This is a genomic window from Vibrio sp. STUT-A16 (genome assembly GCF_026000495.1).
Classification (GTDB): Bacteria; Pseudomonadota; Gammaproteobacteria; order Enterobacterales; family Vibrionaceae; genus Vibrio; species Vibrio diabolicus.
The window spans coordinates 209,363-234,760 of the sequence record NZ_AP026766.1 but is presented as its reverse complement, the minus strand read 5'-3'; the positions used below and the strand labels follow the sequence as shown (position 1 = coordinate 234,760).

Here is a 25,398-nt window from a genome sequence, read left to right as displayed (position 1 = left end):
AGTGTTTTATATCAATGATTTGATTAAGCAAACAGTTTAGAAAGCATTTCTCTTTCTTCAACAGAAAGTACTGGGTTTTGTGTTTTGTTTAACTTTACGCTTATCTCACCCTGTAATGATTTCAACTGACTCGCCGTTAAATCACTGAGCTTTTGTTTAAGTTCATTAAATTGTTGTGCGTTCATCTCAATACCCTCGTTGTAATTCGGTTTATCCTTCATTTCCCGAAATTCTTCGTCCTTTGGATACAACATATTTATTCAACCTAGATAGATTAGAATTTGATCGGTTGCTTTTTGTCCGAACATTGTCAAGGTGTGTTAAGTGATACGTCAGATTTTTCCTATGAAGGTACATAATTACCCACTTTGGGGTAGATAGAAAAGTAGAAAGAAAAAAGGAAGCGACAATTCGCTTCCCTTTTATATGCGTGTGTTACTAGTTCACCCTCACTGCAAACTTACTGGCAAGTGAATGTAGCTCTGGGAGCATGCGATAGATAAGGTGAAGTTGCTGCAGTACCATGCGAGCGGAACTATCATCTTCATCTCGCCACTCATTCAAGCGTTGCTCGAGTCCCGCATCGTCAATATTAGATAAATCGCACTCTTCGCAATGCTGGTGAAGCTGTTTATGGAGGACGTCTAAATGCTGATGAATACAGCGGTGTGCATCTAAAACGAGCTTATGAATTGACTCATCTTCAATGCGAGTTCGGTGCGCACCAAGAGCAGAAATATAGTTCAGCATTGCGTGATTTAACGTTAAGAAGCGGAAGCTCTCATCAACGGCAGCACGATATTTACCAGGTTCCGCAAGCATTGTACTGATGGCAGAAGAAAGTGAGGCATCACTGTTATGGGCCTGACGACGAGCAATGCGATAGCTCAAGTTGTCCTTTTTACCAATTCGATACTGACCAATGATCTGATCGAGATACTGTTTGTTAGCATCTATCGCATCCGACATGACTTTGTGCAGCCTTCTCGATTGCCAATCTGGCAAAATAACCAGCACGGCTCCTACAGCAAGCACACACCCGATGAGGGTATCAGCTAGTCGAGGAAGCACAACCGCGTAACCTTCACCTAACTGGTTGAATAAGAAGAGGACCAGTAGTGTGATAAAACCGGTTGCGTATCCGTAATTGTTCATCCGAAAGGCGAAAAACATCACGCCAGAAATAACGATGAATACTAACTGGCTTTCTTGAGAAGGGAAGAAAGTCAGTAATGGTACGCCAATTAACAAACCAGCTAAAGTGCCTATGACTCGCGCTGTCAGTTTTTGACGTGTTGCGCTGTAGTTCGGCTGACACACGAAGAGAGTGGTTAAGAGTATCCAGTAACCTCGGTCGATGTTGAATACTTGAATGATTCCATAACCAATCGTCAAGGCAATCGACATACGCAATGCGTGTCGAAACAGCATCGAATCTTTGTGTAAATTCGCGGATATACGCTGCCACATGGCTTTTAATGTGTGCGGGTTAGTATCGGCGAGCGTATCTTCCTCTAGGCCCTCAACATCTGGGTTGTTAATGTTATTCAGTTGCTTTTCTACCGTCGCTAAGTTATTGAATAAATATGTTAACTGCATTAGCAGACGTTTCCAGTGTCCTTGCTTTTGTTCTTCTAAGTAAGCAAGTGAATTTTGCACTTCAGCTAAGGCCAAGATGGACTGATCGGTATGTGAGTATTCATTCCCTAGCTGAATCGCTAATGCAATATCGCGACACGCTTGGGCTTGAGATTCCAAAAGATATTTAAAACGAAACAGCACATCAGAACGTTCAAATTCAGTTGCTAAATCTTGATAGCGGTAATGGCTAGAGCTGACTCGTTCGTGGATGTCTTGAGCGATGAAGTAGATATTTAAGAATCGGTCACTAGGGCCATCAATGTGGCCGCGTTTCGAGCGGTTTAGTAATGTCGCTTTGCAAGCGTTTAGCGCCATCACCGTCGCTGCGTTGCACTTGGCGGCTTCAATCCGAAGTGGCTGTGGCGTTAGGTTGGTGACAGGGTGAAAAAGCTTGGCTTTCGCATCGAGATAATTTGCCATTTGGAAGAACACATTGGCTAAGCTTTGTTGTACAGGCTGAAGAGGCCAAAATATCTGCCAAATCATCGACATGAAGTAATACCAAGCCGCACCAGTTAAAAGCAGCAGTGGCTGAAACCAAATGTTAGTACTCTCATGTGCGCCAAGCATGGTGTAAATGGCGATCAGCAAAGAGCCAAAAGCAATGCTCGCGTATTTAGGACCTATCGCTCCAAGAATGATAAAACCAAAGGTTGAGATAAATAACCCTAATGCAAATGCCCAAGGGGTGTCGAACAAGATTTCAATTGAGAAAGCGGCGAGCGCAAAACAGAGAAAGGTCAGAATCAGCGCCTTGATGCGTCCAGTGAAACTATCATCACTCTCTGCCAAAGCAGCTGCAATAACGCCCAATATTAGAGGCGTGATCAGCGTGTTTTGCTCGAAGTACCAAGTCGGGATAACCACACCCAGTAAGGTGATTAGGATAAGAACGCTGTAATTTATGGTCTTGTTTGCCCAGTAGAGCCGAAATTTAGAAGTTGCTTGCACAATGCGCCTTATGTTTCCGATGAAGAACGGGGGAATACTACCAAACCCACTATAGCGCGTTTATGATTTACTTTAAGAAAAATTCGTTGTTGCTGATAAAATTAACAGGGATGTCATTGACTTATACTAAAGCAGCCACGCAATGTGTCTATAATTGTAAAGTCAGCTTCAAATAGAATGAGCTTTAGGTTACTAAATCGACAGTAATGTGAATTTTATTAAAGAATAAAAGAAGATGCTTACTTAGGTGCTCGCCATTGCTACAATTTGGCGCCTTAAAATGATATAAATCGACAACTTCTAAATTAAAAGGCGCACGTTTCATGCAGCTCACTGCCACTAGCAAAGCACAGTTTTTTATTCAAAATGAGTACCATCACGTCGAAATAAAAGAGAACAGTGTTTTATTAAGCTCAATAGGCAGTGAAGAACATATTCCTTTTACGATCTGGAATGGCAAAGTTAGCGTAAAGCGTGGGTTGTTATGGAGCTCTTTGCAGTTTTTTGCTCATGAGCACGAAGGCAAACAACAAAGCTGGCTAGTACAAGGGCTACCGTGGCCACAATGCCGTAAGTTTGCTCTTGAAGCTGTTCGTCAGTATCAAGAATGGCACAATACTCAGTGCCGAAAACTGGCTGAGTATCTACCTAAGTGGGAAGAAGAGCTCTACAAACTTAAGCATCTTCCTGCCTATCTATCGCACTCTCAAGTGGTCTCCTGGGTGGAAAGTCTTAACCAAGAGTTAAGCGAAATGAAAACCACTCTAGAAGAAGCCAAAATGCGGATGCCGAATCGCATGGCGGAAATCGAACCTTGGCTTATTGATACGTCTGCGACGCTTGGTGAGCGTAATCGTGATTGGCTTGAGGAAGAGCGTCCGAATTGGGAAGTGCTGTTTAATCGCATAGAATCTTCGCCTTTAAACTTATCCCAGCAATATGCGGTGTTGCTCAACGATGATCACAACTTAGTCCTTGCTGGCGCAGGCTCTGGCAAAACCAGTGTTTTAACGGCTCGAGTTGCATACTTGTTGCAAAGCCACCAGGCTCAAGCAGAAGAGTTGCTTATGCTGGCTTTCGGTCGTGATGCCGCGACTGAAATGAAAGAGCGTTTAGTGGATAAAGTAGGCATGGCCGCAGACGGTGTGCGTGTGAATACGTTCCATCAACTAGGCTTATATATACTTAATCAAGTTGAGCAACAGCCTGTTGAGATCAGTCCGTTGGCGTTAGATGACAACCAGCGAACGGCATGGTGTGTAGATTGGCTGAAAAAGCATTGGATGACGCCTACTAACTTTAAACGTTGGCAAAAACATTTAGACAAATGGCCGATTGCCTATTTAAAAGGGGACGATGAGTTAGGAAGTCACTCAGAAAACCCAAAACTGATCGCGTGGCTAGACTCTCAGTTGTCTCACTTAGCTACGGTAGGGCTAACCAAAAAGCAAGTGCAAGAAAAGTTGGTAAATCACCAAGACTATACTCGTTTAAACAGCGAACTCGCCTTGTGTTGGCCATGTTTTACGGCGTGGCAGAAAATGCTTAAAGAAAGCAATCAAGTGGATTTCCCTACCATGATCAGTCGTGCGACAGATTATGTAAATAAAGGGAAATTTGTCTCTCCATGGCGCTTCATTATGGTCGATGAGTACCAAGATATCTCTCCAGACCGTTTAGCGCTGATTGAAGCACTGTGTGAATCCACTCAGAAACAAGCGGGTGCGACGTTGTTTGCGGTTGGTGATGACTGGCAGGCCATCTATCAGTTTGCTGGTGCGGACGTCGATCTTATCACTGGGTTTAAAGAGCGCTTTGCTCACTCTACCGTTCATCATCTAGATACGACTTATCGTTTCAACAATCAGATTGGTGATGTGGCAAACACTTTTGTGCAGCAAAACCCATCGCAATTGCCGAAAACACTAAATAGCCACAAGCAACGTAAGCAGAAGAGTGTGCATACCGCACCGAGTAACCAAGTTGAAAAGATCTTGGATCAATTGAATCAACAAGCCAAGCAAACCAAGTCAGTCTTATTGTTAGGACGTAATCATTATCATAAGCCCGACTTGTATGACGATTGGTTGCGACGTTTTCCTAATCTCGATATTCGTTTTATGACTTGCCATGCGAGTAAAGGGCGAGAGGCTGATTTTGTCATTATTCTTTCTGTGGATGAGGGGCAGTTCCCTGCGAAGAAGAAGCAAATTCACATTGATGGCGCATTGACCGAGTCCAAAGACAAATTCCCTCACGCAGAAGAGCGCAGGCTGTTTTACGTGGCGATTACGCGTGCGAAAGAGAAAGTTTGGATTACGCACACTGGCGCTGGGTCCGCATTTGTTCAAGAGCTCGTCAATGGTGATTATCCGATCATCACTTCGCGTTGAAGGCAGAGTTCTGAATTTTAGAAACAATAAAGGCGATACTCAGTATCGCCTTTACGTTATTCGGTTGGCATCAAAGCTTACATGCGTTCAGCAAGATACGCTTCGTAATCCGGTACTTCAATATCTACTTCTTGCTCAAGAAGAGGGGAGTTAAACAGGAACTTAGCGGTGGCTCGGTTCGTTGCCACAGGAATATTCCAAACGCTAGCAATACGAAGAAGCGCTTTAACGTCTGGGTCGTGAGGTACGGCGTTTAGCGGATCCCAGAAGAAAACGAGAACGTCGATCTTACCTTCTGAAATGAGCGCGCCAAGTTGTTGGTCACCGCCCATTGGGCCACTGATCATGCTCTTAATCGCCAGTCCAGTTTCTTTGCTCAACATGTGCCCGGTTGTGCCTGTCGCGTAAAGAAAGTGACTCTGCAGTTTTTCTTTGTTTTCTTTTACCCAGCGAAGTAGCTCAGGTTTGCAGTTGTCATGGGCAACCAAAGCCACATGTTTGTGGGTTGGCATGGTACGAATGGTTTTTTGCATCAAGATGTTTCCGTTTGTATGATTTTAAAATTGTTATTATTCAATAGAACACGTTTTTTGTCTTTCAATCAACAGCCTTAACGCGGAATGTCGGCCTATATTCTGACGGAGATAACGATTCTTCGATCGTATCGTCATGAAGCGTCTTGGGAGTCAGTGGTTTGATGGTTGGTGAGGCATGTTTGTCATACTCTTCACCCCTTAAGTAATGCGCTGCTTGCATGACGGAAAGCCTGCCTTGCTGCACCATTTTATCTGTTGGTGCGAAGAGCACTTTGTTACGCAATAGGCCTCGGTAAACACCATGACTCAAGTACACAGAAACCAAACCGATCTCCTCAGCTTTGCCTGCGCTACGCAGTTCACTGATAGCGGCTTCAATCGCAACCGCGCTGCCAACAATATAATCTATATTTCCCATATCAATCACACGTTGAACCAGGTTACGTTGTAACTCCTTGTCGTTGTCTGCCCAAAACGAGTCAACGATGTTGATATCACTTCCTTGGATCGCTTCATAAAATCCGGCAGTCACGGGCTTCGTACCTCCACGAGTACGCGGCCCCAAAAGTAAGGCAATGTTTGTTTTTCCTGATCCCTTTGGATGGCGAGCAGCCAGATATTTTCCCGCTTCGTATCCCATCCAGTGCCAGTCAACACCGACCGTACCTTTTAACAGCTCACTTTGCTCTTCATCCAGATCGAGTTGGTTCACAGTAGCAAAGACAGGAATGTTTCCGACCCAATTCTTAAGCGAATGCTCATAGGCCTGTGGGTCCACGGTCCCAAGGACAATCGCATCTGCTCCCCATTGGCTGCACAGTGCGAGTTGTTGCTCTTGACGCGTTTTGTTTGGATAGCCACCCGCTTCAAGGACTCTCAGTTCGACGCCTTCTTTTTTCGCTTCGGACACCATTCCATAGTTTACGGATAACCAGTATGAATCCTTTAGGTGAGGGTAGATGGCACATACTTTTTCTGCTGCAACCACTGGTAAAGAAGCGACAAGGGCTAATGTGACTGCAGAATGTTTGAAAATTGTGCGAAATGCGTGTTGATTTTTAACCATGAAATGAAGTTCGTTGGCATAGATTAAGTAAACACTGCAAAATATAACGTAATATGTCGCTGAACACGAACATTAAGGTCATGAAAATATGTTGCTAGCAACCGCAAGCATCGGTCGTAAACTCTTGTTGTCTTTCATTGCGATGGCAATGCTGGTTATGTTATCGGCACTTATTGGTGTGTCTGGATTTTCTTTAGTTGCCAAGACGGAAAGAAATGTCGTGGATTCTGCAATTCCCGCCATGATTGAAGCGAGGCAAGTCTCTGAGTTGAGTACTCGCATCATTTCGTCTGTACAACTGTTATCAAACGCAAGAAACGAGCAGGAAAGAAAAGAGTCTGGGCGTGTGCTTTTCGAACAGCTCGAATCATTGCTTACTCATATCAAAGAGCTGGGGAGTGAGTCGTTTGATTCTCAATTGCTAGAAGATCTCGAGAGTAACGTCCAGAACGTTATCGACAACTTGGCAGAACTTGGTGTTTCGGTTGAAAGAAAGCTGTGGCTGGCAAAAGAGATTGATACTCGTGTCGAAGAGATGCGCTTACTGAGTGAAGAGTTGGAACAGCTAACTCGCACGCAAGTTCAGAACACGAGCACCATTGCCGTTGCTAACGTCACACATATCTATGACTTATTAGAATCGAATAAAAAATCCCAAGTTTATCAGGCACTAGATGCGCTGGTGGAAGTGGATCTAGATCTGACAGAGCGATTGCATGAGCTGCACTTATTGGCTTTTAAAATGCTGAATCAAATTGAAGAAGCTCGCACATTAACCAATATTGAGCGAATCCAGCAGGTGCAAAGTGATTTTGAAAGTAATCTCAAAATCATGAAGCGCCGTGTGCTTGCCGTAGAAGATCCCACTCGCTCCAAACAAATGAGCCAACTACTAACAGAGCTCGGTAAGCGTCAGGTCGTGTTCACTATTTTGATGCAGCAGTATGAGAATAACGAACAATCTCAACAACTGATGCAAAAGACACTGGAATTGTTTTCGGAGCTGAATGGTACCGTAAACAAATTGGTTGATGATTCAAACAAAACAACAACCGTCGCTGTGGATGAATTGACGAGCACGCTGAAATTCGCTCAGTGGTCTCTAACGGTGATTTCAATTGTTGGTTTGATTGTGTTGGTGCTGATTCTATGGCGTGTTGTATACCTTTCTGTGGTTAAGCGATTGGCAGAGTACTCTGCTGCGCTGCTTTCTGTGGCGCAGGGTAACTTAGCCGTCGAGCTGGAGGTAAAAGGCAAAGATGAGCTAGCGCATATGGGGCAAGCTATCATCACGGCTCGAAATACAGCGCAAGCGCTAAAAGTGGTCGCAGAGGGAGAAGCTCAAGCCAAGCGAGAGCTCGAAGAGCACAAAGAGCATTTGGAAGAGCTCGTTGAGCAACGCACTTCTCAGTTAAAACAAGCAAACCGTCGTTTGAATGAAGAGGTTTTGAATCACGCGAAAGCTCGTAAGCAAGCAGAGCAAGCGAGTCGAGCTAAATCAGCATTCTTGGCGACCATGAGCCATGAGATCAGAACGCCGATGAATGGAGTGCTCGGAACGGCACGTTTGTTGATTGACTCCGGCCTCAACCCTATTCAAAAGCGTTATGCGGAAATCATCAACCGCAGTGGTAAAACGTTGCTCGCGATTCTGAATGATGTGCTGGACTACTCCAAGATTGAAGCAGGGCATTTAGAGATTCGCCACATGGGCTTCGATTTACACCAAATGGTTGAAGATACTTTCCAGTTAATGAACAGCCGAGCTCAAGAGAAGAAGTTGTTGTTTTCCTATCATATTGAAAGTGATGTAAGTCGCTATTGGAAAGGGGATGTCACCAGAATCAGTCAGGTTCTGAACAACCTCGTCGGAAACGCGATTAAATTTACTGACGAAGGTGAAATTGATATCTATGTGAGCCTCAATCCAGAGGATGAATCGCAAGTCCTATTTGAAGTATCAGATACCGGGATTGGTATTGCCAAAAAAGATCAGAGAACGTTGTTTGATGCCTTCACGCAAGCCGAAGGTGGGATGAGTCAAACTGGAGGAACGGGTCTTGGCCTTGCCATCAGTAAACGAATCATTGAAGCGATGGGCGGTATTTTAGAAGTCGATTCTGAAGAAGGACATGGCAGTCGATTCTGGTTCTCCATTCCATTAGAGGAAAGTGAACCTGTTGAAACCGGTGCTGTGGCAACCGCGCGCTGCAAAGTGAAAGCGAAAGTCTTGTTGGTAGAAGACAATGAAGTAAACCGAGTGGTTGCGGAAGGCTTTTTAGAAAGCATGGGCCACCAGGTCGTGATGGCAGAAAACGGCTCACAAGCAGAGCAACTGATCAGCACGCAGGATTTTGATATCGCTTTAGTCGATATCAACTTGCCAGACTGTGATGGAACCGAGTTAATCCAACGTTTGAAACAAATTGAATGTAACAAACCAGCTAATAAAGCCCTTGCTGCTACGCCTATGATCGCAGTGTCTGCGCACGTTTTTGCCGAAGAAGTTGAGCGCTATTTAGCTGCAGGTTTTGACGGGTATTTACCTAAACCATTGGCAAAAGAAGCTCTAGCGGCATTGATTCAGGACGTGCTGGATGGAAAGCCGTTATTGTTGCCACAAAATGCCGACTGTACCCCGTTTGATCAAACTTCGCCTCAAGAACAAGCGATACAATCAAAGGTTATTCAAGTCCCTAAAACAGAGGAATCAGATGTGGTCATCATTAACCCGAGCGTGATTGAGTCCGATATGAAAATCTTGGGCAGAGAGAAGATGTTGCACATCATTAATCTGTTTAGAACGACCAGTGCCGATGTACTAAGCAAGCTGCAAGCGTCTGCTGGTGGTAATGACAGTAAACAAGTGAAGAACCTTGCTCACAAACTAAAAGGCAGCGCAGGGAGTTTAGGGCTTACGGCATTAATGAACTCTTGCCAAGAAATTGAAGCTGCGCCTCAACCTTTAGATACCTACATGGCGACTAAAGATCAATTGGTGTCTCAAGTGTCTGAATCAATTCAAGCTCTTGATGAGTTGATGGCGAAGTAAATCAATTGCATCCCAAAAACAAAAACCTCCGGCAAGCCGGAGGTTTTTTCTATTCGGTCATGTCATCTTCCCACTCGAATCGAGTGTCTAGGGCATAAGGGTCGTCATCAAAAGGATGCTCCACTTTGCCACGCAAGTATTCGAGTTGATGCTCAAGCATGTTGACCGTTTCGTAGTCTCCCTCAGAACAAGCAACGTAAATCTGTTGTTCAAGAGCGGCAATGTTATCTCGGATACCCATGAGAACCCCCTTAAATCATCATCGATTCTCAAAACGATTATAGTCAAGTAATCCAAATTCGATCGGTTGTTTTGTACGGTACCAATTGTGCAGACGATCGCTAAACGGCCAGAATTTTTCTGAGCTTCTGCGAATCGCAAAATTATCCAACAACTTAACGTAATCGGATTCATTTTGGATGGCACTAAATTGATCGACAAATTCTTTTACTTGATTTTCGTTGATCGAGAAAAATGCCGCTGGGTAGCTTCCCACAACGCCACGTACGATGGTCATATCATCGTTAGCAAAGTCGCGGTTGCTTTCTTCATCAAACAAGCTAGAAATATTCGTGTGCGCATTATTGTGAAGTAGGGTGAATAACTCATCTTTTCCAGACTGGCTTCTCACCATAAGCATGGTGATTTGCGGAACGGTTTTTAGGCCTTCTCCACGAACTTGGCCAATACGTTGGAGCTGTTTTTCACTTTGAGCAGAAAGCTCAGTATCTTTAACCTCGTAGCGCGGAAGAAGAACATCTGAAACTCGTTCTCTAAGCAACTCGACTAACTCTGTTTTTGGATCGTCAGTTTTGTACTCGACGCTGGTTGGTTGGTTAAATGGCTTCACGTTGCGTTGTAAAAAGTCACTTAACTGTGGACTTTGATCTTTATACCAGCTTGATTGCAGTTCATGACGCATATCGGTTGGTAGCAACGAGATAAAGTTACTTTCGCCTTCCAGACGCAAAAAGTCCATGAACATTCGTGTCATGAGTTGGTGGCCGAAGTTACCGTACACATCAAACCCAGCAACGAGCAAATAGTGGATGCGTTCTAGCAACGCGTAGTCAAGAATCCATACCGTTTTCGGCTGCTCGCCAACTAACCCTTGTACGACTGACGCGCTGTCAAAGTGGCGGAAAATCGTTAATGCCGCATTGTGGTTGGTGCCATTACCGTCCCAAATTACGTCGGTGGATAGGTTTTCGCCTTCCTTAAACCAGTTATTGGTAAATTCAGACTTGGCTTCTAGGTAGCGAGCTTGCTGACGCGCGTATTTAACCCAGTTGGTAACAGGTAGCGTATTGCTTTCCTGCTCTGCTGGCAGTCTTAGGTTATCAGCCTGAGAGCGGTAAAACTCATTTACTTCAGGGATATCTGCTTTATCTGGATCTAGAAAGAATATCCAAAAGCGATCATTGATAACATTCAGTGCAAGTTGGCCACGACAAACAGGCCCTTTAATGTAAGCCATGATCGTGTTTTGCGCATTGTCCAACATAAACTTGAAGCGTGATTTAACCGGAAGATCGATAAATGATGTCATCGGGTTTGCAGCAACTTCAGGTTCATAACTCGGTAGTTGATTAACCGTGTAATCAGCATCGATAAACCAAGTGTTCCAGTTTTCAATACGTTGCTTGTTTAACGCGAACGGCATGTGTGTTTTATCTACAATCGTCCCTTGTTCTGGAATAATTCGATAAAACACGCGCTCAACCCCGGGAGCATCGTACGGGCGACGTGTTGAAATACGTTTTACTGGTTGCCCCGGTGGAGTAGAAGAACGAACTAACGTAAAGAATCGAGGATCTTCAGTGAGTTCTGAAAAGTAGAGGTGAGACAAAAACAAATGCTCGTAAATATAGCGAGCCATCAGTTGATTTTTTAGATCAGCGCGATTGAGCAAAGTTTCATACTTGTCGATTTGAGCTTGCTCTTGTTCACTAATTGGTTGGTGAACGTTCATTATCGCGCCGTTTTCCAGCCAAGTCATCAGTGTGTGGTATTCACTGTTTGATAGGTTTGGCATACCAAAAGGCATTCCCCAGGTTGGGTTATCTTTTTCGTACTGTTCGTACTCTTCAATTGTTGGACAGGTTTGTTCTCGATCTATCGAAAAATCAAAACCTTCTAACTGGACTTGATCAGGCAGCGGGTGGCGTTCTTTTTGTTGTAGCAAACGTGCAATGAGGCCTGCATCAATGTTGGCCGCCATGCTCTGATCACGTTCGTTAAGTACCGGATGAAAACCCGCATCGCGCCACTCTTGGGTTGTTTCTGCATCTTCGAATAAGCGTGTTGGCGCGGCGGCAGTAAGTCTTGTTCCTTCATATACCAGTGCTTTGCTCGCGCCACGGTCAATACCCTCAACGGAAGAAAGCTTAAGCTGGCATGGTGCATCGTAGCACGCATGACAGACGACACAGCGGTTATCCATAATGGGTTTGACTTCGCTTTGGAAGAAGTTTGCTTGAGGTGTAGCTACGTCCGCCGTACGTTCACGAACGAGCTGTGGACCAAACAGTTGGTCATAGTTAAGGCCCGCATAGGTTGCACAGCCAGCAAACAATGTAGCAATGCAAAGTATAAAAATTAAGCGCAAATTCATTGAGTTATTTTACGTGATTAGAATTTGCATTAATTAAAGCAAAATAAGCGGTCAATTACCAAAAGTTGGAGCAATTCGCCGCGATTTCTTTACTTTTTCGCATGCTTAAATACATAACCTTGTCGATGAACGGTCTGAATTCGATCCGCGTTAATCCCTTCGCTAACCAGTCGTTTTCTTATTCTACTAATGTGCATATCGAGTGCGCGGTCATGCTCTGAGAACGTGCGCTTCAGTACCGTTTCATAAAGGAAAGGTTTGCTAAGTACTTGATCTTGATAATGAGTCAGAGTACGGAGCAGCTCGAATTGAACGCTTGTAAGCTGAACTAACTTTTTGTCTGGCGGACGATTTATCATCACAGTATGGCTGTGCTTGTCCAGTACGAGCTCATATTCATTATTGAGACCGTTATCGGAAGCTGCCGTCTTAGGAGCAGACGAAAGGGTAGACTCAAACATATTGGCATTTTAATTATTAATGATAGTAAAAACTATTATCATTAATGTTGGCGTGAAATCAATGCTGTATTTTATTTGTAATGCAATATGTCGGAGTCATATCAAAATTCTGATATGGAAGAAATAACTCTACGAGGGAACGAGCACCAATTTAAATCGCCAAATCAATAAGTACTACCACAATTTCTAAAGTAAATAATCAGCTATTTTGGGGACTAGAGCAGCTGTTAATGTCTCTAAAGTTCTTATTTCTAAGATTCGCTTATCCACTATTTCTAGACTATACATTCTGTTGCAGGAAGCTCTTTTCTAATACACACAGAGGTTTATATGACAGCGAAATATGGCGTAAAACGTCGATTAGCGATTCTTGCCGCCGCCTTAATTAGCGCGACAAGTAGCAGTATCGCGGCAGAGAAACCTAACATTCTCGTCATTTGGGGTGATGATATTGGCCAGTCCAATCTCAGTGCTTACACCTTCGGTTTGATGGGATACAAAACACCAAACATAGACAGCATCGCGAAAGAGGGCATGATGTTCACGGATTATTACGGTGAACAATCTTGTACTGCGGGCCGTTCTACTTTTATCACCGGCCAGACCGTCCTTAGAACGGGTTTAAGTAAAGTAGGGCTTCCTGGCGCAGATCTTGGCTTGAAGGAAGAAGATGCCACCATTGCCGAAATGTTGAAGCCGATGGGCTATATGACGGGTCAATTTGGTAAAAATCATTTAGGCGACAAAGACGAACACCTGCCTACTAACCACGGCTTCGATGAATTTTTTGGCAACCTTTATCACTTGAACGCCGAGGAAGAACCAGAAAACGTCGATTACCCTAAAGATCCAGAATTTCGTAAAAAATTTGGTCCACGAGGTGTTATTCGCTCGTACGCTGACGGCAAAATTGAGGACACCGGGCCTCTGACTCGCAAGCGTATGGAAACCGTGGATGAAGAGACGTTGGATGCGGCTCTCGATTTTATGGATCGTGCCGTCAAAGCTGAAAAACCTTTCTTCGTCTGGTGGAACGCAACGCGTATGCATTTCCGTACCCACGTGAAAGAAGAGAATTCGGGAAAAACAGGCATCAGTGAGTATGCAGATGGTATGGTTGAGCATGATAATCATGTCGGCCAACTACTGAAAAAAGTGGACGACTTGGGCATAAAAGACAACACGATAGTCTTTTATTCAACCGATAATGGTCCACACATGAACTCGTGGCCAGATGCAGGTACAACGCCATTCCGTGGAGAGAAAAATACCAACTGGGAAGGTGCATATCGAGTCCCTGCGATGGTACGTTGGCCGGGTAAAATTAAAGCTGGCTCTGTCTCGAATGATATCATGCACCATATGGACTGGATGCCAACTTTCGTTGCTGCCGCGGGTGATGACAGTATCAAAGAGAAATTACTCAAAGGCTATAGTGCGAATGGTAAGAAATTCAAAGTGCATCTCGATGGTTACAACTTCCTGCCATATTTAACTGGCAAAGAAGAGAAAGCACCGCGTGAAGAGATTTTTTACTTCTCGGATGATGGAGACTTAACCGCACTTCGTTATAACAAGTGGAAACTGGTTTTCATGGAGCAACGAGCAAAAGGTACGCTGCGCATTTGGGCGGAACCATTCATCACACTTCGAGTTCCTAAGATCTTCAACTTACGTATGGATCCTTACGAAGTCGCTGATATCACTTCCAACACCTACTATGATTGGATGCTAGACCGTGCTTATATGCTGGTTCCCGCCCAAGCTTACGTAGGACGATTCCTCGAAACGTTTAAAGAGTTCCCACCAAGGCAAAAAGCGGCAAGCTTCTCGCTCGATCAGGTGATGGAGAAATTAAAAGAGAACCCAAATAAGTAGGCTAGTGCTACGTAAGCAATAAGATGCAACCATATAGAAAAGAGGCTCATATGAGCCTCTTTTTTCCGTCTAATAAAAGCTTTAAGAGCAACGAATGGCAAAGAAAATGCGAATCAACAAGGCCTACAAGGAAACTGGCTCGTAGTGGGCAGCCGTTAAGTTCGCTTTAATTTTTTCACGTAGCGCAATATGAGCAGGGTTGTTCATCTCTCGCTTATGGTAAACAAACTTGTAAGGGATAGCGCATATAGAAATAGGGCACTGCAGAACTTGAAGCTTAAGGGCTTTACTCCATTTGTTTGCAAAAGATTGAGACACTAAGCCTAAACAATCGCGTTGCGCGACGTACAACGCCATACCAGCAAGCGAAGATGTGATCAAATCGACTTTTCTCTCTTGAATAGTTTCTTGGGATAGCTGTTCAAAACCGCTCATGTTGTTCCATTTCCCTGAAAACAAACAGTGAGTTTCCTCATAAAACTGTTCTTTTGAGAGCGAGCCTTGCACGCGGGGATGATTCTCACGACAGATAATCACCGCCTCTTCTTCGTAGGCATCTTCAATAATAAACGCTGCATCTTTTGTGATAACAGTATCAATGACAAGATCGACTTTTTGTTGTCTTAGAAGCTCAAATAATAAGAACTTTTCGGGTGGCGATTCATAAAAAATAGTGTTCTTTATCGGGTCCATAATGTGCAATAAAATTTCGGAACAACACACTTCAAAATGATTCTTATCGGATATCGCATTATCAATGATATTAACCGCTTGCTGGAATTGCGGTAGTAGCTGATAGGCGGTAGATGTTAGTGCGATACCTCGCCCTTTTTTGACAAATAATTGCTTATCGACCACTTGTTCTAAACGCTTTATTGCAGCGCTCACAGCAGGTTGTGTCAGCCCCAATTGTTCCGCGGCTTTTGTATAAGATTGGAACTCCGCGACAACAAGAAAAGTTTGGATCAAATTCAAGTCCATAACGTTACTCATAAATTTAATTTATAGGTTAACTAATTCTGACTGCATTTATCGCCTGAAATTAGTGCTTTATCTTATATCAACAATGGTATTGAAAAGCGAATACCATTTTTACGCACTAGCGAACTCTTGGAGATAATATGAAAAATGCGACCAAAACGAGCAGTAAAAAACTCGTACTTAACGCATGTACGTTAGCATTAGGCGCTGCATCTGCAGTTGCACACGCAGCGGACAAACCCAACATTCTTGTCATCTTTGGTGATGATGTTGGTTACTGGAACCTTAGTACCTACAACCAAGGCATGATGGCGTACAACACGCCGAACATCGATAGCATTGCTAAAGAAGGTGCGAAGTTCACTAACTTCTACGCACAGCAAAGTTCGACAGCAGGCCGTTCTGCATTCATTACTGGTCAAATGCCAAAACGTACTGGTCTATCAAAAGTGGGCTTACCAGGCGCTCCGCCAGGTATCTCGGAAAAAGATCCAACGATTGCAACCGTGCTTAAGCAAATGGGTTATGCAACCGGACAATTTGGTAAGAACCATTTAGGCGACCGAGACGAACACCTTCCTACCAACCACGGTTTTGATGAGTTTTTCGGCAACCTATATCACTTGAACGCAGAAGAAGAGCCAGAGAACGTGGATTATCCTAAAGATCCAGAGTTCAAGAAGAAATTTGGCCCTCGTGGCGTAATCCACTCTTACGCTGACGGTAAAATTGAAGATACCGGTCCACTTACGCGTAAGCGTATGGAAAATGTTGACGGTGAATTCCTTGATGCTGCGGAAACCTTCATAGAAAAACAAGTAAAAGCAGATAAGCCGTTCTTTACTTGGTTTAACACCACTCGCATGCACAACTTCACGCACGTACCTGATGATTATAAAGGTAAAACAGGCGCTGGTTTTTATGCAGATGGCGTGAAGCAGCACGATGATCAAATTGGTCACCTACTTAACAAGATCAAAGAGTTGGGTGTGGATGACAATACAATCATTGTTTACACCACTGACAACGGCCCTATGGTTGATTTGTGGCCTGATGCAGGGATGACACCATTCCGCTCTGAGAAAAACACTGGCTGGGAAGGCAGTTTCCGTGTGCCGATGTTGATTAAATGGCCTGGAAACATCGAAGCAGGTAAAACGTTCAACGGCATGATGTCATTAGAGGATTTCTTCCCGACATTGGTTGCTGCAGCGGGTGACACCAAAGTTAAAGATGAATTACTAAAAGGTAAGAAAGTTGGTGATATGGACTATAAAGTTCACCTAGATGGTTACAACCAACTGCCATATCTAACGGGTAAGTCAGACAAATCTGCTCGTAACGAATTCGTTTACTGGAGCGATGACGGTGATCTTGTGGCATTACGCCAAGGAAAGTACAAGTTCCACTTTATGATTCAAGAGAATGAAACAGGCATGGATGTATGGCGCAAGCCGTTTACTAAACTTCGTGTTCCATTGATCTTCGACTTGAGTATCGACCCATTCGAACGTGGTGACCAAGGTATGGGTTACTCTCGTTGGATGTACGAGCGTTCATTCCTAATGATGCCAGCGGTAGAGAAAGTGAAAGAGGTAATGGGTACGTTTAAAGAGTTCCCACCTCGCATGGAAGCAGGTTCATTCGTACCTAAGTCTTCTAAGTAATAAAGAACATCGATAATCCATAGCGCTTTTCGGAGCGCTATATACCCAAATAGCTTCAATTCCTGCTGAAATGTGATTACGAGGTTATTTGGGTATATTAAATAGTGAGAAACGTATGAGTAAAATTTCCCCTCGCCATTCTACTACCATGCCTATTGTTCCTCTTAAAACGGCGTCTAAAGCACCGGTTCCGGGTGCGTACGATCGTCGATTCCATGTGATGGCAAAGCCAGGCGGAGCAAAATGCAATATCGATTGTCAGTACTGCTTTTATCTGCATAAAGAAAATCTACTGCACCAAGAAAAGCAGCCCAAAATGGACGACGCAACATTGGAAGCGTTCGTGAAAAGCTACATCGAAAGTCAGGATGGCGAAGAAATTGTATTCTCATGGCAGGGCGGGGAGCCAACGCTACTTGGGCTGGACTATTTCCGCAATGTCGTAGCTTTGCAAAAGAAACATCAGCCGCAAGGCGTTCGCATTGAAAACGACCTTCAGACCAACGGCATTTTGCTAAACGATGAGTGGTGTGCGTTTTTAAAAGAGCACAACTTCCTAGTTGGCTTGTCGATTGATGGGCCACGAGAGCTGCACGACAAATATCGCAAAACCCGCAGCGGTAAGCCGACGTTTGATCTGGTGATGAAAGCGGTAGATAAGCTCAAAGCGCATGGCGTGAAATTCAACGCGTTGGTCACGGTGAATCGTCACAATGCGAAATACCCGCTCGAAGTGTATCGATTTTTAACCCAAGAATTGGGTGTGACTTATATTCAGTTTGCACCGGTGGTTGAAGCGAACGACTTCCAAACAACCGCACCGCAGTTTTGGAACGAACAGATGATCCCAACCAAAGGCAGTGATCTGGCGAAACCGGGTCATCCAATGTCTGTTGTGACGGATTGGTCGGTCGATCCTGAAGACTGGGGACGCTTTTTAATGACCACCTTTGAAGAGTGGGTGAATAACGATCTTGGCCGTGTACTGGTTAACCTGTTTGAAACCGCGGTAGCGCAAGTAATGGGGAAACCGTCTCAACTTTGTGTGACGGCTGAGTTTTGTGGCAAAGGCTTGGCGATTGAGCACAATGGCGACGTGTTCAGTTGCGACCACTATGTATACCCAGAATACAAACTCGCCAACATTCATGAACACTCATTGAATGACATGGCATTCTCTACACGACAATACACCTTTGGCATGGCAAAACGCGAATCTTTGCCGACGTATTGTAAGCAGTGTCCCTACTTGCCTTATTGCTGGGGCGAGTGTCCGAAAAACCGTCTGATCAAAACGCCGAATGACGAGGCTGGACTAAACTATCTGTGTTCGGGAATCAAAATGTTCTTTGATTACGCGTTACCGATGTTGGTTGGTCTTGCACAACTGCTCCAATCTGAAGAACCACAAAGATAACATAGTGAATATAACCTTAAGTTATTTCATTTGTTCTTATACTTAACTATTGAAAAGACGGCTTAAACCACTGAAAAGGTACCCTATGAACCACGCACAACAAGCGATAAAAGAACTCATCGAACAAACAGAAAAAAGCGTCATTGGACAAAGCCACGTGGTTCGAGCTTTAGTCATCGGGTTATTAACGAACGGGCACATTCTTCTAGAAGGTTTGCCGGGAACGGCAAAAACACGTTCTGTAAAATCGTTGGCGAACTTGCTAAACACAAGTTTTGGTCGAATCCAGTTTACGCCGGATCTTTTGCCATCGGACGTGACGGGGACCGAGGTTTATCAAGAGTTGGATGGCAAGCCGCAACTTCATTTTCAACCAGGGCCAATTTTTAACAGTATAGTGCTTGCCGATGAGGTCAACCGTGCGCCAGCCAAAGTACAAGCGGCACTGCTTGAAGCCATGGCCGAAGGCACAATTACGGTAGGCGATAAAACTCACGTATTGCCAGACTTATTTATGGTGCTTGCAACGCAAAACCCAGTAGAACAAGAGGGCACGTACCCGCTGCCAGAAGCGCAAATGGACCGTTTTATCATGAAGGTTACCGTCGATTACCCAGAAGACGACGCTGAACGTGACATCATTCGTTTGGTGCGCAGTGAAGAATTAGGTGCGGAAACCAGCAGCGAAATTATTACGCCAAAACACATCGAACCTGACGTGGTGCTAGAAGCACGTCGTCAACTACCTGATATTGTTGTGTCAGATCTAGTGGAAAACTACATCGTCGCGTTAGTGATGGCGACTCGTAAGCCAGAGCGTTATGCCGATTCAAACTTAGCAAAATGGATTGAGATTGGCTCTAGTCCTCGTGCTTCCATCGCACTAGACAAATGCGCTCGTGCGTATGCGTGGATGCAAGGACGTGACCATGTCACTCCTGACGATGTGCGAGCCATGGTTCCGTCTGTACTGGGCCACCGTTTTTCTTTGACCTACGATGCACTAGCAGACGGAGTCGATCACCAACGCGTCGTGCAAGAGCTGCTAGATTGTGTAGAAATTGGATAAGCGGGAGGCATTATGGCTAAGCCAACTCTTGCGCCAAAATCACAGGGGATGGATCCCCGTTTGTACTGCGATTACGCTCGCTTAGTACGTCTGCAAGCACAGGCAGACTCATTCAGTTTACTTCCTCATCTAAAAGCGGGTAGCGTACTCTCAGGCCGCCACAATTCGCTGTTTCGCGGTCGTGGATTGAACTTCGAAGAGCTGCGTCATTATCAATTGGGTGACGACATTCGTAACCTGGATTGGAAAGTCACGATGCGCACAGGCAAGCCGCACGTGCGCAGCTACACCGAAGAAAAAGATCGCAACGTGATCGTGTGTGTCGACCAGCGCAGCGCAATGTTTTTTGCTTCGACACAAGTCATGAAATCGGTTGTCGCGGCAGAAATCGCGGCCATGTGCGGGTGGCGTGTGTTAAAAGATGGCGACCGAATTGGTTTTGTCATTGCATCCCAACAGGCGTTGTTTCACAGCAAGGCGCAGCGTTCGCAAAACGATCTTCTGGCTCAACTTAAGCGTCTCGCTAAAGCCAATCAATCGCTCAATGTGGACTCTCGCAATTCCGAAAAAGTGACGTTCAGTCAATGGATTGAGCTCATTAAACGCATGAAGCTCAAACAATCCACATTGATTTTTATCAGCGACTGGAGCGACTGCGAGGAGCACCACCTTGACCACCTTAAACAGCTACAACAGCACAACGATGTTCTCACAGTGATGGTCAGTGACCCATTAGAACAAGCGCTACCAGACGATTTGGCAAAATCGAAATGGGTGGTTGGTGATGGGCAGTATCAACTCAATTTAGACAGCAAAGCAAAGGTAGAAGCCGCGAGCGCAAAGCTTGAGGCTCGAACTAGCTTACAGCGACAATCACTCTCTCAACTTATGGCGATGAAACACCTTCCGCACATCGAACTCGATACGACAGGCGAGCACATTAAACAATTTCAAAAACTGGTAGGGGGACGTTAAATGAGTGGTGTTCCTACGCCTCCGAGTACCTACATACTCAGAGAGCTACATGATGTGGCCGTGCCACCAAGCGTGAGTTGGTATCCGCAAACTATTGGCTGGAAAATTTTAGCGGCGGTTGCGCTCATTGCATTGGTGTATGTCGCGTATCGCTTGGCTCAACAATGGTGGTGTAACCGCTACCGACAAGAAGCTCTGTTGACGATTTCGCAAATCAAACCGAGCGACAAAGGCATGCCTAAAGCATTGTTCTCTGTGCTTAAAATTGTGTTGATTCATGTTGATAGCCGTAACGCGAAATTGTTTGATACCGCCTTTTTGCGCAAGCTCGATGCGCTATATCCGCAAACCGGAGATTCTCTAGCAAACTCGCAAGTGGTCTTTAACGATGAGCTTTCAAAGCGCTGGCTACAAAGTATTGTTGACCCAAGCGTTATGCTAACCAACGAAGAGCGAGTAACGCTTATTGCTCGTGCGAAAAACTGGGTGAGTGAACACCGCTGTGATGCTCAAAAAAGCGCGGCAAAGAAATCTCCATTATTGAAACGCAAAGCAAATCAGGGAGGTCAACATGAATGATCTTCTTGCATCGCTAACTGGTTTGTCTGGTTTTGAATTTGCTCACCCAATGTGGTTTCTGATTTTGCCGCTGCCATTGGTGGTGTACTACTTGGTGCCTGCATATCGCACTAAGCAAATGGCGATCAAAGTGCCGTTTTTTAGTCAGTTGGTGGAAGCGATTGGCGAGACGCCGTCAGAAGGTGCAAGCCAGTTAACCCCAAGCTGGTGGCAACGAGCAACGTTAATTCTCTCATGGCTTTTGGTGGTGTGTGCGATGGCAAAACCCACTGTGTTAGGCGAGCCTCAAGTTCGCGAGAGTTTAGGGCGCGATGTGATGGTCGTGGTGGATCTTTCGGGTTCCATGGCTGAGCCTGATTTCACCTCTCGTACAGGTGAAAAAATTTCTCGCCTTGATGCGGCAAAAGAAGTGCTGACGGAGTTTGTTCAGTCTCGTAAAGGTGACCGATTAGGCTTGGTTCTTTTTGGTGATGCCGCTTTTGTGCAAACGCCATTTACCGCAGACCAAAAAGTGTGGCTCGAACTGCTTAACCAAACCGATGTGGCGATGGCCGGGCAGAGTACCCATCTTGGTGATGCGATTGGCTTAGCGATTAAAGTTTTTGAGCAAAGCGATAAGTCGCGTGGTGCTTTAGAACAAGATCAAAACCGTGAAAAAGTCGCGATTGTATTAACCGATGGTAACGACACGGGCAGCTTTGTCGAACCGATTGATGCGGCGAAAGTTGCGAAAGCCAAAGGCGTGCGAGTGTACGTGATTGCGATGGGTGATCCTGAAACGATAGGTGAAACCGCGTTGGATATGGACACGATTCATCGCATTGCAAAAGAATCCGGCGGTGAAGCGTTTGAAGCTCTCAACCGTGATGAACTGTCGGCTGCCTACGACGAGATTGGCAAACTGGAACCTCAACTTTACGAAAGCACCACATACCGCCCAAAACAAAGTCTTCACCATTACTTGATGGCGTTAGTGGTCATCATGCATTTACTCGCGTTCAGCGTCGCGACACTCAAAAGAAGGGCTGCAACACGATCATCATTAGGAGAGAGCGATGTTTGATTCTCTTAGTTGGACGCAATTCTTTACGCAGTTTCATTTTATCCGACCGCTGTGGTTACTGGCTTTGATCCCCATGTTTTTCTTGGTGTGGTTGCGCTGGCGAGAAGAAAGCAAACCAAGCTGGAAGGATATTCTTCCCGAACATTTACGCAATGCTTTGACGATAGGTGAGCGAGGTTGGCGCAAGCAACTGCCGCTTAAGCTCTTGATGCTGATTGTGCTAATCGCCATTGTGATTTGTGCAGGCCCAACGTGGCAACGTGAATCTTCCCCCTTTGGTGAAGATAAAGCCTCTCTGCTTGTGGTGCTTGATAACAGCGACTCGATGCTGCAAAAAGATCTCCCACCAAGCCGCCTTGAGCGTTCCAAACAGAAAATACGCGATTTGTTAGTTGCGCGAAAAGGCGGAAAAACGGGTTTAGTCGTGTTTGCGGGCAGTGCTCATGTGGCGATGCCTGTGACTCAAGACAGCAAAGTATTTGACCCATTCTTGGCGGCCATTACGCCAGAAATCATGCCCGTGCAAGGTAAGCTTGCTGAAAAAGCCTTGCCGTTAATTGATCAACAATTGCAAGCTCAACCAGGCTCCACCGTTTTGTTGGTGAGCGACGGCGTGAACCCGGCCACGATTAAGCAATACCAAGCGTATTTTGCAGGCAAACCTTATCAACTGTTAATTCTTGCTGCGGGGAATACAGACATCGTGAGTAACAACCCGATGGATTTGGATTCTCTGCAAAAACTGGCCAGCCAGACCAACGGTCGGTTGGTGGAAGTGACGGTCGATAACAGTGATATCGAACAACTGAATCGATACGTTGAGCGCAATATGCAGCTTAATGGCGAATCTTCAATGCCTTGGAAAGACATGGGTTATCAACTGCTGTTCCCAATCGCGTTGATCATGATGCTGTGGTTTAGAAAAGGGTGGTTAGTGCAGTGGTGCGTGATTGCAATGGTGAGCGCTACACTGTTGATGCCGACCAGTGCAATGGCAGAGAACATTTCTGTTAAAGCCGAACAGCCACAAGTTGTGCAAAAAGTGACGACCTTCGACAAGGTGGCGCAATGGTGGTGGGATTTGTGGCTGACGCCAGACCAACAAGGACAGCGTTTGTTCAACCAACAAGCGTATTTAGAAGCTGCAAAACACTTTGTCGATCCATTACGCAAAGGTACGGCGTACTACTACGCTAGCGAGTTTGAGCTCGCGCACAGTGCGTTTTTGGAAATGCAAAACGACCCGTCCGAAGAGGTTAGAGATTACGGTCTTTACAATGCGGCGAGCGCATTGGCGCGTCAGCGTGAATATTTGGCTGCTCGTGACTTGTTAAAATCCCTAGCCAGTAAGCCAACGTTGAGCGAGTCGTTAAGACCTGATGTTGAGCACAACTTGAAAGTGATTGCTGGCATCGTCGATGAGATAAATCAGATGAGTGAGAGTCAAGCAGGAACAGAGCAAGAGGCGTCAACCGAGCTAGGCGACAACCCTCAAACCGCAGAAGGAGCGGATGAACAAACGTCAGCAGAGTTGATGATTAAAGAGACGTTAAGCGCAGACGACATCTTAGGTAGCCAAGAATTAGCCGACAAGTGGCTAAAGCGAGTCGAAGCGGATCCGAAGTATTTCTTACGCGCTAAATTTCAAATTCAATTACGCTCGCCAACAACGGGTAACTCAACTACGACAACGGAACACAATACAGAGGAGGCTGCCCAATGATGATGAATGCCCATCGCGTGACCTCTTTTGCACTTCCTGCAAGGATAGTGGCATGGTTAGTGGTTTGTTTGAGTCTGTTCGTAAGTCGTCACGTTTTCGCTCAGGATATTTACGATCTTCAACGCAATCATGGTGTTGAGTTGCAAGCGTGGGTCGGTCAACAACCAACGGCTGGGGAAAAGCGTAAAACGCCAAGTTTTAGTGTCAACGAGCAAGTCATTTTAACCATCGAAGTGGCAACGCCGCGCTGGTTTACGGGTGGGACGCGAATTGGCAGTATTGAAATGCCCAATGTTATCGCCAAACAGCGTAATCAGTTAGCCACTAACTTCACGGAGCACAAGGGCGGACAAACTTGGTCGCGTCAACGCTGGGAAGTGACTTTGTATCCACAAGCATCTGGTGATTTTGTGATTCCACCTGTCGCAGTGGGCGTTCAGGTGTCAGCACCGGACGGCGAGAAGGTGTCAGGTACCCTTTACACGCAGCCGATTAAGTTCAAAACTGTCTTGCCATCGGGATTGTTGAGCGGTGACACGCCTTGGTTTTCTGCAACGCACGTAGACGTAAAACAAGAGTGGGAAACCTCCACTGAGTCACTCAAAGCTGGGGATGCAATCACGCGTAAAATCACTATTTCAGCTCAAGATTCGCTATCTGTGTTGCTACCAGACTTGTTGAAAGGAGAATCAACAACCCGTTACCAAGCGTATCCTCAACCCCACCGTCTGACAGATACGCAAACACGTGGTGATTACCAGTCAACACGCACGGAAGAGAGCGTGTACGTGATTCAACAAGGTGGTGAATTAACCCTGCCAGATTATGAGTTCCGTTGGTGGAACAGTAAGACTCAACAAGTGGAAACGGTGGTGTTAGAGGGCAAAACATTTGCTGCGAAGCACACGTTGAAATCCTTCATCAAAACGTACTTTGCATGGATTGTATCCACGCTTGTATTGCTGGGTTTTGTGATTATTTCATTGGTAGCCATTAAACGTTACTACCGCAACAGACCGACACCAGCATGGTTGACGTTCCACCGTTTGTTAAAGGCTAAACGTTGGTCTGAAGCAAGGGCCGTATTGTACAAACAATTGCGTTTAAATACGGCAGAGCTGGAAATGACCAAAGCCGATATGAGTGAATCGTGGCAAAAAAGTGCGTCGCGAATGCAAAATGGTGAAAATAGCGCTCATTTAATGAAGTCGATGTGGCGCAAGATCCAGACCAAACAACAACGTTTTAAATTCTGTATTCCGCGAGCGTTACCAGAACTGGACAAAGTCATTGGAAGAGATGGCAATGAATAAAACGGGGCGCTAATATAGC

19 protein-coding genes are annotated in these 25,398 nt (G+C 45.3%); 11 read left to right on the top strand and 8 right to left on the bottom strand.

Annotation, left to right across the window (positions count from 1 at the left end):
• Positions 1-23 precede the first annotated feature (23 nt).
• Positions 24-254, bottom strand: a complete 231-nt coding sequence (locus OO778_RS17715; protein WP_041853076.1) for a hypothetical protein — start codon at positions 252-254, stop codon at positions 24-26.
• Between the two features lie 184 nt (positions 255-438).
• Positions 439-2,592 (bottom strand): YccS family putative transporter, encoded by a 2,154-nt coding sequence (gene yccS / locus OO778_RS17710; protein WP_005396670.1) that lies wholly within the window; start codon positions 2,590-2,592, stop codon positions 439-441.
• Between the two features lie 323 nt (positions 2,593-2,915).
• Here yccS and helD point away from each other — a divergent pair, with 323 nt between their 5' ends.
• Entirely contained in the window at positions 2,916-4,985 is a 2,070-nt protein-coding gene (gene helD / locus OO778_RS17705; RefSeq protein ID WP_074190580.1) for a DNA helicase IV, read from the top strand.
• A gap of 77 nt (positions 4,986-5,062) precedes the next feature.
• Here the strand turns inward: helD and OO778_RS17700 are convergent, their stop codons facing one another.
• Together OO778_RS17700 and torT are read right to left on the bottom strand one after the other, a co-directional pair.
• A complete protein-coding gene (locus OO778_RS17700) occupies positions 5,063-5,518 on the bottom strand; it encodes a methylglyoxal synthase (RefSeq protein WP_005376571.1) in 456 nt (151 codons plus the stop codon).
• 64 nt (positions 5,519-5,582) lie between these two features.
• Entirely contained in the window at positions 5,583-6,587 is a 1,005-nt protein-coding gene (gene torT / locus OO778_RS17695; protein ID WP_046875992.1) for a TMAO reductase system periplasmic protein TorT, read from the bottom strand.
• 88 nt (positions 6,588-6,675) lie between these two features.
• Between torT and torS the strand changes: the two genes are divergently transcribed.
• Complete coding sequence (gene torS, locus OO778_RS17690) at positions 6,676-9,639, top strand: TMAO reductase system sensor histidine kinase/response regulator TorS (protein WP_109169885.1); 2,964 nt, start codon at positions 6,676-6,678, stop codon at positions 9,637-9,639.
• 49 nt (positions 9,640-9,688) lie between these two features.
• On the opposite strand, the gene OO778_RS17685 is transcribed toward torS, so the two are convergent.
• The 3 genes from OO778_RS17685 to OO778_RS17675 form a co-directional block, all read right to left on the bottom strand.
• On the bottom strand, positions 9,689-9,880 hold the full coding sequence (locus OO778_RS17685) for a hypothetical protein (RefSeq protein WP_005376565.1): 192 nt from the start codon (positions 9,878-9,880) through the stop codon (positions 9,689-9,691).
• 18 nt (positions 9,881-9,898) lie between these two features.
• On the bottom strand, positions 9,899-12,253 hold the full coding sequence (locus OO778_RS17680) for a fatty acid cis/trans isomerase (RefSeq protein ID WP_074190582.1): 2,355 nt from the start codon (positions 12,251-12,253) through the stop codon (positions 9,899-9,901).
• A gap of 89 nt (positions 12,254-12,342) precedes the next feature.
• Positions 12,343-12,714, bottom strand: coding sequence for a winged helix-turn-helix domain-containing protein (locus OO778_RS17675; RefSeq protein ID WP_227483998.1), 372 nt, complete (start codon positions 12,712-12,714; stop codon positions 12,343-12,345).
• Positions 12,715-13,044: 330 nt separating this feature from the next.
• On the opposite strand from OO778_RS17675, the gene OO778_RS17670 reads away from it, so the two are divergent.
• Entirely contained in the window at positions 13,045-14,592 is a 1,548-nt protein-coding gene (locus OO778_RS17670) for an arylsulfatase (protein WP_264912294.1), read from the top strand.
• A 123-nt stretch (positions 14,593-14,715) separates the two neighbouring features.
• On the opposite strand, the gene OO778_RS17665 is transcribed toward OO778_RS17670, so the two are convergent.
• Positions 14,716-15,573: a LysR family transcriptional regulator gene (locus OO778_RS17665; RefSeq protein ID WP_005396661.1), complete on the bottom strand. Its 858-nt coding sequence runs from the start codon at positions 15,571-15,573 to the stop codon at positions 14,716-14,718.
• Positions 15,574-15,713: 140 nt separating this feature from the next.
• Between OO778_RS17665 and OO778_RS17660 the strand changes: the two genes are divergently transcribed.
• The 8 genes from OO778_RS17660 (at position 15,714) to OO778_RS17625 (ending at position 25,379) form a co-directional block, all read left to right on the top strand.
• On the top strand, positions 15,714-17,240 hold the full coding sequence (locus OO778_RS17660) for an arylsulfatase (protein WP_264912293.1): 1,527 nt from the start codon (positions 15,714-15,716) through the stop codon (positions 17,238-17,240).
• Positions 17,241-17,355: 115 nt separating this feature from the next.
• Positions 17,356-18,657, top strand: a complete 1,302-nt coding sequence (locus OO778_RS17655; RefSeq protein ID WP_074190585.1) for an anaerobic sulfatase maturase — start codon at positions 17,356-17,358, stop codon at positions 18,655-18,657.
• An 85-nt stretch (positions 18,658-18,742) separates the two neighbouring features.
• Entirely contained in the window at positions 18,743-19,726 is a 984-nt protein-coding gene (locus OO778_RS17650; protein WP_074190586.1) for a MoxR family ATPase, read from the top strand.
• 12 nt (positions 19,727-19,738) lie between these two features.
• Positions 19,739-20,701 (top strand): DUF58 domain-containing protein, encoded by a 963-nt coding sequence (locus OO778_RS17645; protein WP_264912292.1) that lies wholly within the window; start codon positions 19,739-19,741, stop codon positions 20,699-20,701.
• The gene (locus tag OO778_RS17640) at positions 20,702-21,280 is read left to right on the top strand and encodes a DUF4381 domain-containing protein (RefSeq protein WP_074190588.1); all 579 of its coding nucleotides are present in this window, start codon (positions 20,702-20,704) and stop codon (positions 21,278-21,280) included.
• The gene (locus tag OO778_RS17635) at positions 21,273-22,343 is read left to right on the top strand and encodes a VWA domain-containing protein (RefSeq protein WP_264912291.1); all 1,071 of its coding nucleotides are present in this window, start codon (positions 21,273-21,275) and stop codon (positions 22,341-22,343) included. Before OO778_RS17640 ends, OO778_RS17635 begins: the two co-directional genes overlap by 8 nt.
• Complete coding sequence (locus OO778_RS17630; protein ID WP_264912290.1) at positions 22,336-24,066, top strand: VWA domain-containing protein; 1,731 nt, start codon at positions 22,336-22,338, stop codon at positions 24,064-24,066. The genes OO778_RS17635 and OO778_RS17630 overlap by 8 nt, the downstream gene beginning before the upstream one ends.
• Complete coding sequence (locus tag OO778_RS17625; protein WP_264912289.1) at positions 24,063-25,379, top strand: BatD family protein; 1,317 nt, start codon at positions 24,063-24,065, stop codon at positions 25,377-25,379. The genes OO778_RS17630 and OO778_RS17625 overlap by 4 nt, the downstream gene beginning before the upstream one ends.
• Positions 25,380-25,398 lie beyond the last annotated feature (19 nt).

Coding starts and splice junctions, on each gene's coding strand:
- OO778_RS17715 (WP_041853076.1), bottom strand. CDS start 254: ATGTTGTATCCAAAGGACGAAGAATTTCGGGAAATGAAGGATAAACCG.
- helD (WP_074190580.1), top strand. CDS start 2,916: ATGCAGCTCACTGCCACTAGCAAAGCACAGTTTTTTATTCAAAATGAG.
- OO778_RS17700 (WP_005376571.1), bottom strand. CDS start 5,518: ATGCAAAAAACCATTCGTACCATGCCAACCCACAAACATGTGGCTTTG.
- torT (WP_046875992.1), bottom strand. CDS start 6,587: ATGGTTAAAAATCAACACGCATTTCGCACAATTTTCAAACATTCTGCA.
- torS (WP_109169885.1), top strand. CDS start 6,676: ATGTTGCTAGCAACCGCAAGCATCGGTCGTAAACTCTTGTTGTCTTTC.
- OO778_RS17685 (WP_005376565.1), bottom strand. CDS start 9,880: ATGGGTATCCGAGATAACATTGCCGCTCTTGAACAACAGATTTACGTT.
- OO778_RS17680 (WP_074190582.1), bottom strand. CDS start 12,253: ATGAATTTGCGCTTAATTTTTATACTTTGCATTGCTACATTGTTTGCT.
- OO778_RS17675 (WP_227483998.1), bottom strand. CDS start 12,714: ATGTTTGAGTCTACCCTTTCGTCTGCTCCTAAGACGGCAGCTTCCGAT.
- OO778_RS17670 (WP_264912294.1), top strand. CDS start 13,045: ATGACAGCGAAATATGGCGTAAAACGTCGATTAGCGATTCTTGCCGCC.
- OO778_RS17665 (WP_005396661.1), bottom strand. CDS start 15,573: ATGGACTTGAATTTGATCCAAACTTTTCTTGTTGTCGCGGAGTTCCAA.
- OO778_RS17660 (WP_264912293.1), top strand. CDS start 15,714: ATGAAAAATGCGACCAAAACGAGCAGTAAAAAACTCGTACTTAACGCA.
- OO778_RS17655 (WP_074190585.1), top strand. CDS start 17,356: ATGAGTAAAATTTCCCCTCGCCATTCTACTACCATGCCTATTGTTCCT.
- OO778_RS17650 (WP_074190586.1), top strand. CDS start 18,743: ATGAACCACGCACAACAAGCGATAAAAGAACTCATCGAACAAACAGAA.
- OO778_RS17645 (WP_264912292.1), top strand. CDS start 19,739: ATGGCTAAGCCAACTCTTGCGCCAAAATCACAGGGGATGGATCCCCGT.
- OO778_RS17640 (WP_074190588.1), top strand. CDS start 20,702: ATGAGTGGTGTTCCTACGCCTCCGAGTACCTACATACTCAGAGAGCTA.
- OO778_RS17635 (WP_264912291.1), top strand. CDS start 21,273: ATGAATGATCTTCTTGCATCGCTAACTGGTTTGTCTGGTTTTGAATTT.
- OO778_RS17630 (WP_264912290.1), top strand. CDS start 22,336: ATGTTTGATTCTCTTAGTTGGACGCAATTCTTTACGCAGTTTCATTTT.
- OO778_RS17625 (WP_264912289.1), top strand. CDS start 24,063: ATGATGATGAATGCCCATCGCGTGACCTCTTTTGCACTTCCTGCAAGG.